The organism is Bradyrhizobium frederickii (assembly GCF_004570865.1).
GTDB classification, from domain to species: domain Bacteria; phylum Pseudomonadota; class Alphaproteobacteria; order Rhizobiales; family Xanthobacteraceae; genus Bradyrhizobium; species Bradyrhizobium frederickii.
In genome coordinates this window covers 106136-122483 of sequence record NZ_SPQS01000022.1, presented here as the reverse complement: position 1 = coordinate 122483, position 16348 = coordinate 106136, and the positions used below count along the sequence as shown (strand labels likewise).

Here is a 16348-nt window from a genome sequence, read left to right as displayed (position 1 = left end):
ATCAGTATGGACGGCCGGGGCGCCTGGCGGGACAACGTGTTCGTTGAGCGGCTGTGGCGCAGCGTCAAATACGAGGAGGTGTATCTGCGGGCCTACGACAGCGTCAGCGACGCTCGCGCCTCGATTGGCCGCTATCTGGACTTCTACAATTGCCGCCGTCCACATTCGAGCCTTGACGGCAGCACACCGGATCAAGCCTACTTCACCCCGCTGCCGCTCCGCACGGCAGCCTAACCCCGGCAGAGGCTCCACTTATCGACGCGGATATTCTGTTCAGACAACCGGGGCCAGCTCAGATATTCACCTGTCAAATCTTCCAAATGCGGAGCTTGAGCAGACGGACCTGACCGAGGCGCGGCTTTTGTCCGTAAACTTGTCCAACGCAAACCTCGTCGGCGCCGTGCTCAACGGTGCATCCATTCATTCCTGCGAGCTCGACGGAGCGGACCTGTCTCTGGCATCAGGCGAATGCATTTCTATAACAGAGAGCACGATGCGAGCCGCCAAATTATCGGGCTTTCGTGGCCGCTCTACCTTTGTGCGCGACTGCGATCTCGAACGCGCAGACCTATCCAATGCTTACCTTTACAGGTCGATGATCACCGGTGATCCCCCGCAATCAATGGCACTGGATGAGGCAAATCTCGAAGGATCGAATCTCGTTCAGGCATATCTCGCCGCAGGAATGACGAGAACTAATCTGGAGGCAACGCGGGCCGCGTACGTGCGCATGAACCAATCGTCCTTGCGCGAGGCGAACCTGAGTGGGATGTCGCCGTTCCAGGCCAGCTTCGTAAAAGTGGATTTTTCGGGCGCTAAGATAACCACATTCGAGCCACCGTTCTTTGCAGACCGATGTCCGGGCCTACAGGCCGCTCTGAAGGGGGATCAGCCACGCGATCCATCAAGCTATCTGACTGAATTCTCATCGTTGATCCGACAGGGTCGAGAAGGGTCTACCTGACGGCTTCGGAGACTGCAAAATAGAAGTCAATGCAGTGTCGGCGAGTTAGGACAGGTCTGGGCGGTCGTTCGAGCTGTGAGCGAGCGCTTAAGCGCTATGGGGCTCCCTGGCATCGCCGGCGGATACGAGAGGCAGGGCAGACCTTCTGTGCGATCCGACCGACGCTCTTTTGTAAGCGGCGCACGCCGCTTACGCTCTTTTGGCATTCAAAGAGACTGGAGTAGAAAATGCATCTGGCATGTCTTTCCGCAGGTAAAGCGTTCATTCGGGAGGTGGCGAGAACAGGGCAGACTATCGGGACGGTACATACTCTCGGAGCCCTGCATCTTGGGCATGCAGAACTGATCAGAAGGGCGGCATCGGAAAATGACGTCGCGATCGTCACAGTCTACCCGAACAAGATCCAGCTTAGACCGGGTGGGAGCTACGACTTCAATTTGGACGACGATATTGGACTTGCATTGCGTTCGGGAGCAACTGCCGTAATTTCCTCCAACGACACCGAAATGTTCCCGCCTGGCTATCGAACCTTTGTATCGCAAGGCGACTGTCATTTGCGTCTAGGGGGACCCGAGGCCTATTTGCAGGAAGCCGTTACCGGGGCAGTCCGCTGGATCTGCTATGCAAAGCCGACTCGCAGCTACTTCGGCCTGAAAGATATCGGTCAGGCGATCCTGGTGAAGCGCGCCGTCGCAGATCTCCTTCTGGATTGCGAGATAAGGTTTGTGCCGACCGTGAGATACAAGAACGGAGTGCCCATTTCGTCGCGTCTGAGACGATTTAGCCGTTCCGAGCTTGATGAGCTGTCCTGCCTTTTCACGGCACTCAACCATTCGAGGAAAGAGATCGCCGAAGGGGCATCTAGTGTGAAGGATCTGGTCGCGTCCGCCACATCTCAGATCAAGTTCCGGCACTTTAAACTCGATTTTGTTCGAATCGTCGGCGCTGACGACTTCGAAGACCTGGAGCAAGTCGAGCTCCCTTTCATAATTTTTGGCGCGGCAACGGCTCATGGTCTCAGGATCTTCGATAATATCTACGTTCCAGATCAAGATACTCTCGTGAAGGGTCCTTCGGATATCTGGATCGATCTGCCTGAACAGTCCTAGCCAGGCGACTATTCATCCATGACCTTGAGAAAGCTATCCGTTCCGGCCGTATCCCAAAGCGAGGGTCACTTATGAAGGTGTACTCGGCTTGATGTTGCCTCCAGCGCATAGCCATCTCTAACCAGCACTGAGAGCTCTCACCGATCCTTTGAGTAGATCGACTTGGAAAGTCAATACGATCCTTACTGCCCGACATGGTAGGGCGAGGCTAGCTGCACTGTGAGGTAGCCTGGTCGAGCGTCCCGTCGCAGCCAAGTGCTGCGGCAGCTCGAAGGCGACGAATCCCACCACGCCGTAAACTCTCGAGAGCAGAATCTGCAGAGATATCATGACAAGGCGATCGGAAGATTATAGAGCTGAGAATCCGTGTGTCATCCCGCTGAGCAAGCTGGATGTAAGCGAGGGCAAGCGCTTTCAAGACGACAGCATGTGGGCTTGTTTTGAGCGGTTGCGAAAGGAAGATCCCGTTCACTACTGTCACGACAGCGCTCATGGTCCATATTGGTCCGTGACGAAATACCGGGATATCGTAGCCGTAGACACAAACCACAAAGCGTTCTCGTCCGAACAAGGTGTTACTATTGTCGACGTGCCTGGCGAGCACTGGACCCCGAGCTTCATCAAGATGGGGCCTCCCAAGCACGCCGAGCAGCGCAATTCCGTCGGCCCGATCGTCGGGCCGGAAAGCTTGACGAACCTCGAAAGCTTGATCCGGTCTCGGGTCAGGGCGATTCTCGCAGACTTGCCGCGCAATGAGGCCTTCAACTGGGTGGACATGGTGTCCATAGAGTTGACGACGCAAATGCTCGCCACGCTGTTCGATTTTCCATTTGAGGATCGGCGACTGCTGACCTATTGGTCAGACGTCGCTGTTACAGCTCCGAAAGCAGGCCATGCAATCGACAGCTGGGACAAACGAAGCACCATCTTGTCCGAGTGCCTGGAGTACTTCACCCGGCTTTGGAACGAGCGCATCAAAGCCGAGCCGCGCCTCGACCTGATTTCCCTGATGGCGCATTCGCCTGCCACACGCCAGATGGAGCCGAGTGAGTTTCTCGGAAATCTGATTCTGTTGATCGTTGGCGGGAATGACACCACGCGCAACTCGATTACCGGCGGCCTCCTCTTCATGAGTCAATATCCCTCCGAGCTGCGAAAGCTAAATGACAATCCCAAGCTCGTCTCGAGTGCCGTGTCCGAGATTATTCGGTACCAAACGCCAATCGCACATATGCGCCGTACCGCCGCGATCGACAGCATCGTAGGCGGAAAACAGATCAGGAAAGGCGACAAGGTCGTCATGTGGTACATCTCCGGTAACAGGGACGAAGAGATCATTGAGGACGCCGACAATTTCATGATCGACCGCAAAAATGTGAGGCAGCATCTCTCGTTCGGATTCGGCATCCATCGCTGTCTTGGTCGACATCTTGCGGAACTGCAGTTGAGAGTCCTCTGGGAAGAGATCTTGTCTGCGCAATTGGGGTTCGAGGTTGTCGGCGAACCCGAGCGGATTGCGTCTAACTTCGTGCACGGCTATTCCGCTCTTCCCGTGCAGATTGCAGCCTAGGCAAAAATTGTTCTGCTCACGCAGGCGGCGGAGCGGGCTTGCCCTGAACCATCTTTGGTTTCTGCAAGCAGCGCAGCTGGGGTGATCGACGGAAACAATGCTGCATGTCGGAAGCTAATTACCGGCCCGGCAAACGCTTGGAAAGACCTGCGAAGCGATAGGTGAGGCGCGCGTCTCCGCCAGCGCTTGGCATGCCGAAAATTGAACCTCAACGGCTACTCCGATACAGGTCTCCGGGCCACCCTCGAATCGCCGAAACCATAGAGAGCAATGACCTTGATGTTGAAAATTGTAGCTGTGGCAGCAATTTTCCTTGGAGAAGCTCTTTCGATATTCGCCGAGTTAATTGCCTCAAGGCAATTCGGAAAGGCTGGTGGCGATCTGGCGATGCTTTGGCCGATGTTTCTCCTGGTATGCTTGGGTGGCATCCTGCTCGTTCTCGGATACGCGCTGGGCTACATGCATCTGAAGAATATTTGGATCATTGTCGCGATATCGGTGGGAGCGATCCTGGTCGTGGAACCGATGCTCACGGTTCTGCTCTTCAGAGACGTGCCGACCGCCGGTTCGCTGATTGGGCTGGTTCTCGGTGCGTTTGGTGTGCTCGCTGCGATGTTTCTATGAAGGTGATCTCACCGGACCCGGATGGGCGCCGCACTTTTACGAAATGCAGCCTGAGGATCTGTGGGAGGTCATTTCAGCTGGTTGGGACGAGGAGAAATATCGATGCTGATCGTCCTTCAGCATCTCGTCATCGGTGTACGGCCGCTAGATTGTTAAGCTCTTATGTCGAAGTCCCCTTACCGTTAGTAGGACGCGCGTGGCGAGCGTAGGTTTGCCATATAAGCTGGCCATTTCTGCTTGACCATAATTCGCCGATTAGGCCCCGACTGTTCTCCCGGCTACCAACGTTTGGGGACGACTTGCCTCAGTCGGTGTGGACGGAGCTAACGGCAGAGGGGCGACGCTCGTAGCGGATCGCGTCGAGGCCAGGGCACCTCAGCCGCGGTTACGTCGCGGCTGCTTACACGGACGCAGTTACCCGCATCGCTCTCTTCAGCGACATTGGAGCTGCGATGGAAAGGAACTTCAGGTGACATTGGCCTTCTTGTGCATCCGAAAGAACGGTTTTTGGTCAGCTAGTCGTCAGTCAGGCGGTCTATCCAGACGGGCTGCACATTCATGACTTTCATCGGAGACGAAGTATGACAGGGATTGGCCGAGCTCGCACATCCGAGGTGGAAACCACAGGAGCCGGCAGCAGCGGGGACGTAAGCGGTTCGAGCCCGGAGCCTAGCCTCCTCCTTTCAGGACGCAGTCAGTCCTTCGATGCCGTCATCGAGCGGATGCGCTCTGGGACTCAGGACAGAACCTCGGTGCTTGGCAAGCCAACTTCGGATCTGGCAGCGCCAACGCGCATCGAGATCAAGGCAGCAAGGCAAAAAATGGACAGCCTGCTTGGGGAGCTTGAGGCTAGCCGTCGAGCGGCGACGCACGCCTAGAACCTGCCAGAGGCGCAAGAGCTGATCGATCAAGTCGTCACAGCAGGCTCAACAGTTCTGGAGTACTACGCGGATCTGCCGGCCAATGTGGCGCGTCGCATCCTGCCCGACGATCGGGCTCGTCGGCTCCGCGATGACACGCTGGAGGCGGCCGATCGATGTAACGAAGTGGCCACCCATATTATCTATGGGCTGGAGGAGAACAGAAAGAAAGCACTACGCGTGCTCCCGGGGATTAGAAACATTGGTACGCCTGCGCAGGTGAGCGACGCGTTTGCAAGCGTGGCGAACTACTATGCAGCCTGCATGGAATGGTGGGGAAAGAAGGTTTTGCGCTTGGAGCGGATGCAGTTTGTCTGGGCGGCTACTGCCAACTTGCCAAGTAGCACCCCCGAGATGCGCAAGGCCGAAGAGGCCGCACTAAGACTACAAACCGGCTGGGCTCTCAATATGAAGTGCATGTATCTGCAATCGCGGATCGCGCTCGCGGAGCTCTTGATTGAGGCGCGAGCGAGCGCGCTCGAGCCAGACGTGCGCGATGCTCTCATGGACGAGAGCGGGCGGGTGCGTCTGCTCGGGACCTTCGTTGAGGATGTTTTTCCGGCATTCGTCTCGACGAACCAAGCCGTTCTATACAGCGACGGAGCAGTGCTCGACGCGGGGCATCGCGCCGTTCTGGAAGGAGTCATGGAGCGGCTTTCGGAATTTGCGTCGGGGCTGAGCGGCATCGTTGCCAGTGAGGGGGACCGGAGCGGGAGTTGACCTTCCGCTGCAGTTGCTGGACGAGACTGTCGAAGGTGCGTGGGCGACAGCGAACGAGGTCATGCGGCTGCTGGCATTGCAGCCCACAACGCCGGTGACGATTGAACCGCCGGATTGGGCTGCGCTGCCTGAAAATGCCGGCGTCGTGGGCGAAGTCAATCCGCGTCGCAGAAAGGGCAAAGGAAGGCGCGCAGCGGCTGGAGGCGAGGGGAGCTCAACGGCCAGCTCATCCGAGCCGCAACTAGGCGGGCCCGATACCGCTACGGCTCCGACGCGCAAGGTTATCGTGCGCTCCGATCTCGGGACAAAGAGGATCGCCACCACCGAGGAAGCACGCACCTCTTCCGCAACCGAGCACCTCCAGATGTGGCAGGCGCCGCCGTCCAAGGAGGCACTGGCGGGATTACTTGAGCGATTGGACAAGCTGCTGCAGTTCGATCTGCCGTCTCAGCAAAAGAGCGTCTCGCAAACGCGCCAGATGAAGCCCGGCGCTCGGGCGAGAAGCTAGTCCGCTGAGCATTGCACACCGAAAACATGTACCCGACGCCGGCGGCGATCCGCTCGGATGTAACAGTGCTTTCACCTCTTTGCCCGCGGCAAGCTGGCGCGCAAGCCCTCGGCGGAGCTTCAACGGATCACGGACGGCTCGGTGGCACGGGAGCTGAGCATCACGGCCGCTTTGACGAATCGGATCGGCCGGTCCACAACAAAGTGGCCTGTTTGCTACTCTTGCATAAGGCTACGACGGCCCCTGCATCAAGCCTCCTTGGCCCCCAAAGATGCTGGGGCTGTCGTTCTTCCTCGAGCGTCTCAAGCCAAGTGGCGGCGTAGCTGCTTCGCCTCAACTGCAATGGCCGAGCGTGAAACTCGTCCTCCATGTCGTCGACGAGCCGCTCCTCAATTGCTGCGTGATCTTCGGGAGCACGTTCGCGGGTCAACCCGGCTCTCTCCTCGCGGCGCCATATGTGCGAGACCATGCAGGCCGACTGTCGCCTTGCTCGGACGATACTGTCAGATTCAACTTTAACTCGAGTGCTCCGCAGACATGCATCGACCACTCCGAGCTTCCAGCGTTCGATCAAGCAGATTGCAGGTTCCGCGCGGGCTAACATCGAAGCCCTACGGTGATGTCCGGACTTATCCATTCACTAGATAGATCTGATCAAGAAAATCAATTTTACCGCTTACAGCTTCCTCATATAGACCCGAGGAGGGTTGGGGCCAACCTAGGGAAGTGATTTCTCGGATGAAAAAGTCTGTGTTAGTGACAGCGAGCGCCTTCGCGCTTGCAACGGCGGCCGTGCCTCCTTTTGCTGCAACAGTTGTCGCGCAACCGGTCGCCGCCAGGGTGCATGTAGCCGATACTTCGTATCCTCAGTGCGCGGACGACCCGTTGGATGGTATCTGCGACCTGTTTTTTTGTTTGACCGATCCCTCGTGCGTGCGACACTGAGAACGGAAAACAACTCAAGCAGAGAATGAGGAGCGAGCCTCGTGCGGCCGCTTGCTCCAAGGTGGCCGCGTCCTCATGTCGTACGGTTGCAATGGCAGATGGTGCAGGCGCCATCTTATTCAAAGTGATTGCTCGCTTTCTGCCAGTCGGTGGCTACCGCGCAACCGCTGCATCGGCGAAGGTTGGGTAGACGGGAAAAGCCGGCTAAGAGCGCCACGCTGTGTTCCGCTGGGAGCCCCTGCGCGATCAAAACTGATCGAATCATAAGCATCTATTGCTTTTCCATGCCGCGCACATGGCCCTTCTTTTCGATGGTTCGCATTTCGGACGTCATGGTGTCCATTCTTCCCGCTATGCCAGGGTAGCCGTCGTGGCGTCAGGAAGGATCGTTTTTGGGTCTAAAATTGAGTGGCGCCGTCTCCGGCATCATGAGCATGGCAAAGAGCCCGGCTGCGCTCGCGAAAAGCATGTACCATGCGGGCACGAGTGCGCTCCCCGTAAGGTGGATCAGCCAGGTGACGATTGGTTGAGCTGTGCCTCCGAAAACCACTATCGCAAAAGCGTAGATCGTCGCGAAGGCGCCACCACGAATGTTCCTGGGCAACCCTTCGGCCATGCTCACGTAGAAGGCGCTATACGGAATCGTTCCGATCAGGGTGAGGGCGCCGAGGCCTCCTAGAAGTGCGAAGGCACTGCGGCTCTCCGCAATCCACAAGAATACCGGATAGGTCATCAGCAATGCAGTGACCTGCGGCCATATCATGATGAGACGACGGCCTGCGCGGTCGGCGAGCAGGCCGCCCAGCAGTGCTGCAGCAATTCCGACCGCATTGCTGATGAGCGTGGTACCAAAGGCGACGGGTGCGGAAACGTGGAGAGTGTTCATCGCGTAGGTGGTCATATATCCGGTAACATAAGTCGTGATCGTGCAGCTGGCCAAGATAACAAATCCCAAGCACATGATGCGGCGATCGGCACGCGATTGCCCTCCAGGCTCGGTGACCAGAACAGGCGCCTCGGGCCGGTGCAACGTTTCGGGCAGGACGCTCCGCAACCAAAGTCCAAACGGCAACGTAGCGGCACCGAGCAACAGCGCGATCCGCCATCCGTACGCATTGAGAGCTTCGCTTGTCATGGTGAGCGACAGTATTTCTCCAACCAACGCTCCGGCCGTCGCAGCTATCTGTTGGCTCGCGGGCTGAAAGGAGACAGCAAGACCGCGGGCCTCAGCGGGGGCCGCTTCCATCAAGTAGGCGGTCGTCGGACCCACTTCACCTCCGAGAGCAAAGCCTTGCAGCAAGCGTGCGAAGACGACCAGTGACGGAGCGGCAAGTCCTATTGTCTCATACGATGGCGTGATAGCTAACAATAGGACCGCGGCACTCATCATGGTAAAGCTGGCGGTCATCGCGGGCCGTCGGCCGGCCCGATCCGAATACGAGCCGAGCACGATGGCCCCGATCGGTCTGGTTACAAAACCAACGCCGAAGGTTGCGAGTGAAAGCATGAGGCTAGCGAACGAGTCGGTTGCCGGGAAGAACGCTTGGCCGATCTGTATCGCGAAAAAGCTGTAGGTCCCGAAGTCGTAGAATTCGAGAATATTGCCGATGGTTGCGCCCAACACGGCGCGGCTCGTCAAGCGTTCCTCTGCGGGATCGAGGACCGGCTCCAGCCTCTCTCGAGTAGATTGCCTCGACATCCTCGACCTAATCTGAAGCGCGATTCCGACCCAAAATTTTGGCCAGACAGGACGCACCGTTGCATTGCACTGCCCGCTCCCGTCCCTCACGGCCATTTCGTCATGCAACGTGGAGGCTGAAGCGTGTCACGACGAATCTCATCGTAACGTCTGCAATAAAAATGCCTGCGTCTCCGCCACCATTTAGCCCTTGATCTGATCGCTGGCCCGGCCGGCAAAGGCAAATATGCCAACCTGCTGCATCCGTGAGGTGGATGCAGACTTTTGCGCTGCTGTGGCGAGTGTGCGACAAAATTGACGAGCGTCGCACACGACTGACGACGACTCGAGCCATTCCGCCTCGGCCAGGTTACGTCCACTCCCTAAGGAGCCAATGGGCTAGGCCCTTCATCGTCTAGCATTACAGTTGCATTTTCATGGAGGTTCTGAATCCATGGGCGACCATGATTCGGGATCTGATGATTGGTGGTGCGTCGGTTGAGGATACGCTGACGCTGTGGGCTTCGTCGTTGCGAGATGCCAAGCAACGGATCCGTCGGCTGTTTACGCAGGAGCGGGTCGCGGCCTCGGCGGGGCAGTTTCTCGACGGACTGTTGGGCAACGAGCCGCGCAAGACGGGTTGGATGCGGGCGGAAGCGGCCGGCGATCCGGGCCCGTGGTGCCAGCAAGCGATCCTGGGCCGGGGGCAGTGGGACGCCGATGCGCTGCGCGACATTGTGCGTGAGTACGCGCTGGAAACGCTCGGCGATGAGGACGCGGTTCTGGTCATCGATGAGACCGGCTTTTTGAAACAGGGCAAGGCCTCGTGCGGGGTTGCACGCCAAGTACATCGGCTCGGCGGGCAAGATCACCAATTGACAGATCGGAGTGTTCGCCTCCTATGTGTCGCGACATGGCCATGCCTTCATCGACCGGGCGCTCTATCTGCCAAAGGAATGGATGGACGACCCCGCTCGCCTGAAGGCAGCGCATGTACCGAGCGATGTGGGCTTTGCGACGAAGCCCAAGATCGCGCGTCGAATGATCGCTCGCGCGATCGCCGCACAGGTGCCGTTCTCGTTCGTGGCCGCTGACAGCGTGTATGGCACGGGTGAGATCGAAACCCTGCTGCGCAAGGCGGGCAAAGGCTATGTTCTGGGTGTTGCTTCCAATCACGTGTTCCGTTCCTGGGGCAAGCAGCAGCCTGTCGCCGGCACCGCTTCCGCGATCGCGCAGAGCCTTCCCAAGAAGGCTTGGCGCCGCCTGCCGTCCGGCGAAGGGACCAAAGGCCCGCGCTGGCACGACTGGGCCTATCTTAAGCTGGCTGATCTTGACGCCAGCGAATACAACACGCCCTTGCCGGGGAATGGACGCGGGGTCTTCTGATCCGCCGCAATATTGCCGACGGCAGCTTGGCCTTCTTCTCCACATGGTGCCCCAAGGGCACCTCCATGCAGAAGCTGGTGTCGGTGGAAGGCCATCGCTGGGCCATCGAGGACAGCTTCGAAACCGCCAAGAACGAACTCGGCCTTGATCACAACGAAAGCCGCTACTGGCATGGCTGGCATCGCCATGTCTCACTCGTCATGCTGGCCTTCGCCATGATGGCCGTCATCCGTCACCGGGCCAACACCGGGCCATTGCTCAAAAAAACGCGACCGAAGCATCGTTCTTGATCCGCTGGTCGATCCAGGAAATCCGCCGCATCGCCATGAAGCTTGCCCAGCGGCGCATCTCGCACGCCCACATCCTCGCATGGTCGTCCTGGCGCAGGGCTCATCAGGCCAACGCGCGCAAAGCCCATCTCAGGCAAAAATTGCAACTGTAATGCTAGGGTCTGTACCTAATTAGCGAACTCTGATTCCCTCGGCCGAGTTGATTCGGTGCGAGGGACTTCGATGCGAAAAGGACTGTTCTGGCTCAACGACAAGTAGTGGGTTCGGATAAGACCGCATCTGCCAACGAACCAGACCGGGCCGACGCGCGATGACGATCGACGCATTATCAGCGGTATCATTCACATGCTTCAGTGCGGCGCACGCTGGCGCGATTGCCCGTCCGATTATGGTCCTTACACAACGATCTACAATCGTTTCAATCGCTGGGCCAAGCGCGGGCATTGGCAGGCGATCTTTGAAGCGCTCGCCCGCTGCGGCAAGGACGGCGTGACTTTGTCCATCGACTCCACCTCGATCAAGGCGCACCGCTCGGCGAGCGGCGGAAAAGGGGGGAGCATGGACAGGCGATCGGCCGTTCGCGTGGTGGGCGGACCACGAAAATCCACGCGCTGAGCGACCCTGATTGCAAACCTTGCGCGTTTCATCTCACTCCGGGTCAAGACGCAGATATTTCCGCAGCGTCAGCCCTTTTGAAACTCGCGCCGCCGATGTCTACCCTCATCGGAGACAAAGGCTACGACGGCGACGGCTTTCGCGCCGAAATCGTCAATCGCGGCGCAAAGCCGGTCATTCCAAACAAATCCAACAGGGTGACCCTCCACAGTTTCAGCAAGCGCGCCTATAAAGGGCGCAACGTTATCGAGCGCTGCTTCTGTCGGCTCAAGGATTTCAGGCGTGTCGCAACTCGGTATGACAAACTCGCCAGGAACTTTTTGGCTGCCATCCACCTCGCCGCCATCGTCGCCTATTGGATCAATTGAGTCTGAACCCTAGAGCTTCGTATTGTTCGCGCGTCACCGCAATGTCAACGATCGGGTTGTGAATCCAAAGTAGCGCGCCTTTAGGCAGACGAGTTGCAGAGAAACGTCCAATACCGCCAAACTGGTCTGGCTTCAAAATAGTTTCAACAATCAACATCGAAGAAATCTCCCAAAGTCACTAACACCGAGCAAGCTAACTGACGTGAGCGGCGAAATCTCCTGCACGAATTGGTAGGATCGTCTATCCGCGCCTTCCGAGTTCCTCGGGATTCGTTTCGGCTGCTTGGTCCGGATCGCCCTCCGCGGCACTGCCATCGTGGTGATGCTGGAAGGGGCTGCAGGTCGGTGGGATTCCGGGCAAAGATCCGCGCCGATCAAGCAGTCGAGTGATCGTGACCTGTGGACTCTCAGCGCGGCGGCACGCCGGACTTTCTCGCGACCCTGCAAGCCGCCGACAAGACCTTCATCAAGACCTTCAAGAGCAGGGTATTCCTCCGTTGAGGGCCGCCTTGTTTGACGGACGCGAACGCTGCAGGTCCTAGGGGTAATCCTAGGACAAGCGCTATGACGATTTCGCGGACAGAGGTGATCACATCGGTCGAGCGGCGGCGCCGGTGGTCGCAGGATGAGAAGGAGCGGCTTGTTGCAGCATCGCTCGAGCCCGGCGCATGGCTGGCCTTCATGTAAGCCAGCTGTTCAGGTGGCGCAAAGAGCTTTGCAAGCACGGTGAAGCGAGTATGGCGTCGTTCGTGCCGGTCGAGATTGGGCCGTCTGTGGCGCCCCGGGTGGTGGCCGAAGCGCCCTTGACGACGACGGCGGCGCGTCGACGGAAGAGCCTGGGCATCATCGAGATTGATCTTGGTAGCGGGCACCGCATCCGGGTCGATGGCGACGTTGATGGAGACGCGCTACGTCGCGTTCTCGATGCTTTGGTCCGCCGATGATCCCGGTTCCGACGGGCGCGCGCGTGTGGCTCGCGACAGGCTACACGGATATGCGACGAGGCTTTCCGTCGTTGGCCCTCCAGGTGCAGGAGGTGCTGCGCAAGGACCCGCTCAGCGGTCATCTGTTCGTCTTTCGCGGTCGCCGAAGCGATCTTTTGAAGCTGATCTGGCACGGTGTGCTGCAGAGCATGAAGGAGGTGAATAACCGAATTTAATGCGTACAGCTTTATGAGAGATGGAGGGTGGCCCTCCTGCATCGGCGTTTCAGGCGCAGATGCAAAACCACGACACTGTGGCTTCGCTTAAAAGGCGCGGTCATGAGCAAGTGCTGTAAAAGTTCCGGGTTTACGGGGCAGGTAAGTATCCAGAAGGCGAGCGAAAGCGAATCTTCCGATGACGCGTCGAAAATTACTAAGGCGTCGCCAAAATCAGGGGCGCGTGCCATCCCTGAGATCAATCCGTGAGGCGCCTGGATTACTGCGCGGTTGGTGACCGGCGTTTAGGGGACGCGATCTGGATACAGGCTCTTGTAGAGAACTGAAGGAACCAGTCGTTGTGATGCCAAGGGGAGAAGTTCAAGCGGCGCACACCGCGAGACGAGAGTACCGAAGCACAACACTGGGGCGGATCGGCTCGTAGTAGTGATGAAGGTGCTGTAATGGGACTGGAGCGAAGGGGCCGAAACAAGTGGGTTGCTCCCATATGCAACTGTGATGAGCAGGAGGACATGTGAGTGTAGACCTGACTCGGCTGATAAGCAGCTTAGCTGTCCGTAAGCTGACGCGGGCAAATAAAGGGAGAACTAAATTCGGTGAAACGACGGGGCGAGGCGCGCAGTCCGGCGCCGCGCTCGCCGGGGCGTCTTCATAAGTGTCGTCCGTGAAGAAGTCCAAGCCGTTGAGTGAGATTCGGTTCTTGGCCCCGCTGCGATACGAGATTGCAAGCTTTTCACGGCGGAAGGCCGGAAAGCCTGCAGATTAGCCAGCCGTGATTCCTTCGTAGCGGAGGCGCGCGATGCGACCGAAGAAGCCGGAAACGACGGGGGAAGGCGACCTGTTTCGCGCCAGGTTCGATCGGATCATCCACCTGAAGCACGAGCAAGGGTTTACTCGTTGCTTTCTTGAGGCGTTTCCGTGATCAGGATCTTTTCGATGCGGTGCGGCTTGGCATGGAACGCGACCAAACTCAGTGGCTCTGCTTCGCCACTCAGGGCGGATGAAGCCTGACCACGGGCCGATCTTGAGTAGTCGATTAATTGTAATTGCGAAGTTCGGTGTCATACATCCTCGTGCGCGTTAGACTCAGAGCAGGGGCCGAATGCGTCAATGCTTATTCGTTCCTGTGCCTTGCCAGAAAGAAAGTGGAGACATCGGCAGACATTATAACGACGAGCGGCCCCTGAGGGGTCGGCAGTCACCTCCGATTTTTTCTGCACTATCACCTCGCCGCAATCAGCCCGCAACGTGATGACGCTGTTCACAAACAGGAAGGGGCCGTGGCTGTTCGGCTCAACAAGGAGCCGCTAAGCGATGGCGCCCGCAAGTTCGTTGGGGCCGGCAGTGCTTATCCGCACCGCCCTGAGCCCCACTAAGCTCGCAAGAGTCGCTCAAGCAAGCTATGGTCCATCACCAAGTCCGCTACCTGAGCTATCTGGAGCGGCCCCTGACGTAGCGACTGTTCCGGGTGTCTACATCTGTGGATGGTGGATGAGCCGAACGTCGTTCGGTCCTCCCGGCCCCAAGAGGGCCGTGTAACGCTCGCCGCGAATGTCGTATTGCTTCATCGGCTGCGCTGCGTCCGGCAAGAGGCCCCAGTGGCCGAGCCTCGAGATCATCGTGATTGGGGCGGGTTGTGTGCCGTGCGAAAAGCCCTCAGGAACGGCGAATGATGCGGCGTAAATCTCGCGGGCCGCGGCCGGCGTCGTCTCAGCTCTGACGGACGCCGGAGCGGCTTGCTCCATCGTCTCTGCAAGCGGTGCTGGCGAGGACCGATTCGCCGGCTGTGCGCTCGGCTGCGAAACGCTTTCCGGTCGAGATCCGAAATGAATGGTTGCGCCTGATAGATTGAGTGGAGAGCCGCCCCTCATCGCCGCCGCGGGTACGAACAGCGCCGTGAAGCGGTCGTTATGAACTATGAACGGAGCGCGTGGGCTGTCCTGGCTCGGCGGGACGGTGCTACCCTCATGCGCAGCTGACGTGCGCTGGTCGTCCTGCCGCGAGTTGACGGAACGAACGGCCGCTCCTGAATCCAAGGGGTGGTCATGAGGGGCGGTTGCCTCGAGAGACGACGATGAGCCGGCGTTTCCCAGCATCGCCCACAGCAGATCCTGGTCGTAGTCTTCCGCAGGAAGGATCAACGGACCGCTGGCCCGAAACAGTGTGCCGGCGTCTTCAATCAGCTCGCGAGCGGCTGAATTGCTAGGGTCGGTGGGCTGGCGCTCAATGGCATCGCCTTCCGTCTGGCTTAGTGTCCTCTGCCTCTTCGTAGGCCTCAACTGGCCGGTGTAGCCCTCGCCCATCAGGGCAGCGGCGTCCTCGCGTCCGATGACTGCCTGTTCGGAATGAGAACCGTCGGCCCTCTGGTGCTCAAGTCCCAAGGCCTCGGCGAGCCTGAGGCCTTCTTCAGACAGATGAGGATAGTAGGGATCAGGAGAAACCGGATCCTCTGCGACGGTAGAGGTACCAAGCTGAGGCACTTCATCCAAGTACGGCTCAAACTCCGCTTGCTGCTGTTGCGCTTGCGGCACCGCGGCGTTGTAAGCAGAGAACTCTGGGTCGAATGGGTTGATGCGGTTAAATGGGTCCATGTCCCCCTCGGTTCAAATGTTTCGCTCTCTAGTTCTCGCTCTATTAGGACCAGCTGTCGACAAGCTGACGCACTCAGAGAATTCGGTGAGCCAAATGGGCCTGCCCGATCTCCACACTTTGCTCGAGAAACGCGGCAAGATGCCGGATTGCGCTTTATGTGGCACGCCTTGCCGCAATTCGCGGTATCCTGCTGGATCGAGGCCGGCCTGAACTAAAAGCAGTTCGAAACTTTGCCGGCCATAGCAGTCTTTAGGTCAAGGACCTCTGCGGCCATCTGTTCAAATCGGACGACCACAATACTCGCTGGACATGGTTGCGAGAAGTCCATTTGAGTGAAAGGCATAAGGGGTCTTCGGATCGCTCATCGATATGCCGCACTGGGCGGCGGCATTCACCGGGTGTCTGATCCGCGTGAGTACCTATATCAAACGGATCGATCGCAATGATCAAACACTCATGAACATGGTGAGCGGCTCGGCAACGGCGTCGTGTTCAGCAACTTGGCTTTCTTGCGTAGCGACGTTCGGACGGCGTATCACTTGCCGAACTGTGCCGCACGGCGCACGGCAGGAAATGCGAAGCTTCATCCCGCGCTGGATTATTCGCGCCTCGTCTCAAGATGGCGGCTCTTCATTCCGTCGACCTGGGTTCGCGGAGGCAGACATTAATCGGCAAGCGCCCAATTCTTGCTGTCGCAGGACAGAGCTCGCTCGTTCCGCATGTTGTCGAAAAGGACTGCGTTCTCGGCTGATTTATCGCCGGCGTCCGCGCGCATGAGGAACTCGCCGAAGGCTAGGTCTTCAAGGGCGGTACCTGTCTGAAAACATGCTTATAAAGCGGGTGTTCGCGGAGGTGGCGCCTGGGTCTATGACGAAAGCGGCATCGTGGTCCCGGTGGATC

General features: G+C 58.3%; 14 protein-coding genes and 2 pseudogenes. 13 read left to right on the top strand and 3 right to left on the bottom strand.

Annotated elements, in window-relative coordinates:
- The 8 genes and pseudogenes from E4K64_RS30905 to E4K64_RS40890 all read left to right on the top strand — a co-directional run.
- Window positions 1–234 (top strand): integrase core domain-containing protein (locus E4K64_RS30905; RefSeq protein ID WP_135161597.1); only part of this gene is annotated, 234 nt, incomplete at its 5' end.
- Window positions 125–448: pseudogene (locus tag E4K64_RS41780) on the top strand (pentapeptide repeat-containing protein); the annotation flags it as partial. The gene E4K64_RS30905 and the pseudogene E4K64_RS41780, both read left to right, overlap by 110 nt.
- A 45-nt stretch (window positions 449–493) precedes the next feature.
- On the top strand, window positions 494–964 hold the full coding sequence (locus E4K64_RS30900) for a pentapeptide repeat-containing protein (protein WP_235884840.1): 471 nt from the start codon (window positions 494–496) through the stop codon (window positions 962–964).
- 227 nt (window positions 965–1191) lie between these two features.
- Window positions 1192–2073, top strand: coding sequence for a pantoate--beta-alanine ligase (locus E4K64_RS30895; protein ID WP_126262008.1), 882 nt, complete (start codon window positions 1192–1194; stop codon window positions 2071–2073).
- A 328-nt stretch (window positions 2074–2401) separates the two neighbouring features.
- Window positions 2402–3643 carry a cytochrome P450 gene (locus E4K64_RS30890; protein WP_126262007.1) on the top strand — a complete coding sequence of 414 codons (1242 nt, stop codon included), beginning with the start codon at window positions 2402–2404 and terminating at the stop codon, window positions 3641–3643.
- 270 nt (window positions 3644–3913) lie between these two features.
- Complete coding sequence (locus E4K64_RS30885; protein WP_126262006.1) at window positions 3914–4267, top strand: hypothetical protein; 354 nt, start codon at window positions 3914–3916, stop codon at window positions 4265–4267.
- A 965-nt stretch (window positions 4268–5232) separates the two neighbouring features.
- The gene (locus E4K64_RS40895) at window positions 5233–5907 is read left to right on the top strand and encodes a hypothetical protein (protein WP_205680566.1); all 675 of its coding nucleotides are present in this window, start codon (window positions 5233–5235) and stop codon (window positions 5905–5907) included.
- A 61-nt stretch (window positions 5908–5968) separates the two neighbouring features.
- Complete coding sequence (locus E4K64_RS40890; protein ID WP_205680565.1) at window positions 5969–6415, top strand: hypothetical protein; 447 nt, start codon at window positions 5969–5971, stop codon at window positions 6413–6415.
- Between the two features lie 1321 nt (window positions 6416–7736).
- Here the strand turns inward: E4K64_RS40890 and E4K64_RS30870 are convergent.
- Complete coding sequence (locus E4K64_RS30870; RefSeq protein ID WP_164719133.1) at window positions 7737–9059, bottom strand: MFS transporter; 1323 nt, start codon at window positions 9057–9059, stop codon at window positions 7737–7739.
- A gap of 443 nt (window positions 9060–9502) precedes the next feature.
- On the opposite strand from E4K64_RS30870, the pseudogene E4K64_RS30865 reads away from it, so the two are divergent.
- A pseudogene (locus E4K64_RS30865) lies at window positions 9503–10714 on the top strand (IS701 family transposase).
- A 267-nt stretch (window positions 10715–10981) separates the two neighbouring features.
- A protein-coding gene (locus E4K64_RS30860; protein ID WP_235884843.1) for an IS5 family transposase occupies window positions 10982–11697 on the top strand; the annotation gives its coding sequence in 2 pieces (ribosomal slippage) (window positions 10982–11263 and window positions 11266–11697; 714 coding nt in all).
- Here E4K64_RS30860 and E4K64_RS30855 read toward each other — a convergent pair.
- A complete protein-coding gene (locus E4K64_RS30855; RefSeq protein ID WP_235884838.1) occupies window positions 11690–11854 on the bottom strand; it encodes a hypothetical protein in 165 nt (54 codons plus the stop codon). The two genes, E4K64_RS30860 and E4K64_RS30855, sit on opposite strands and share 8 nt — an antisense overlap.
- Before the next feature lie 407 nt (window positions 11855–12261).
- On the opposite strand from E4K64_RS30855, the gene E4K64_RS41655 reads away from it, so the two are divergent.
- The 3 genes from E4K64_RS41655 to tnpB are packed head-to-tail and all read left to right on the top strand — an operon-like array spanning window position 12262 to window position 12856.
- A complete protein-coding gene (locus tag E4K64_RS41655) occupies window positions 12262–12384 on the top strand; it encodes a transposase (RefSeq protein ID WP_164719131.1) in 123 nt (40 codons plus the stop codon).
- 50 nt (window positions 12385–12434) lie between these two features.
- Window positions 12435–12641 (top strand): hypothetical protein, encoded by a 207-nt coding sequence (locus E4K64_RS30850; RefSeq protein ID WP_126262003.1) that lies wholly within the window; start codon window positions 12435–12437, stop codon window positions 12639–12641.
- Window positions 12638–12856, top strand: a complete 219-nt coding sequence (gene tnpB / locus E4K64_RS30845; RefSeq protein WP_126262002.1) for an IS66 family insertion sequence element accessory protein TnpB — start codon at window positions 12638–12640, stop codon at window positions 12854–12856. The genes E4K64_RS30850 and tnpB overlap by 4 nt, the downstream gene beginning before the upstream one ends.
- Window positions 12857–14328: 1472 nt before the next feature.
- Here the strand turns inward: tnpB and E4K64_RS30840 are convergent.
- Window positions 14329–15447, bottom strand: a complete 1119-nt coding sequence (locus E4K64_RS30840; protein WP_126262001.1) for a hypothetical protein — start codon at window positions 15445–15447, stop codon at window positions 14329–14331.
- Window positions 15448–16348 lie beyond the last annotated feature (901 nt).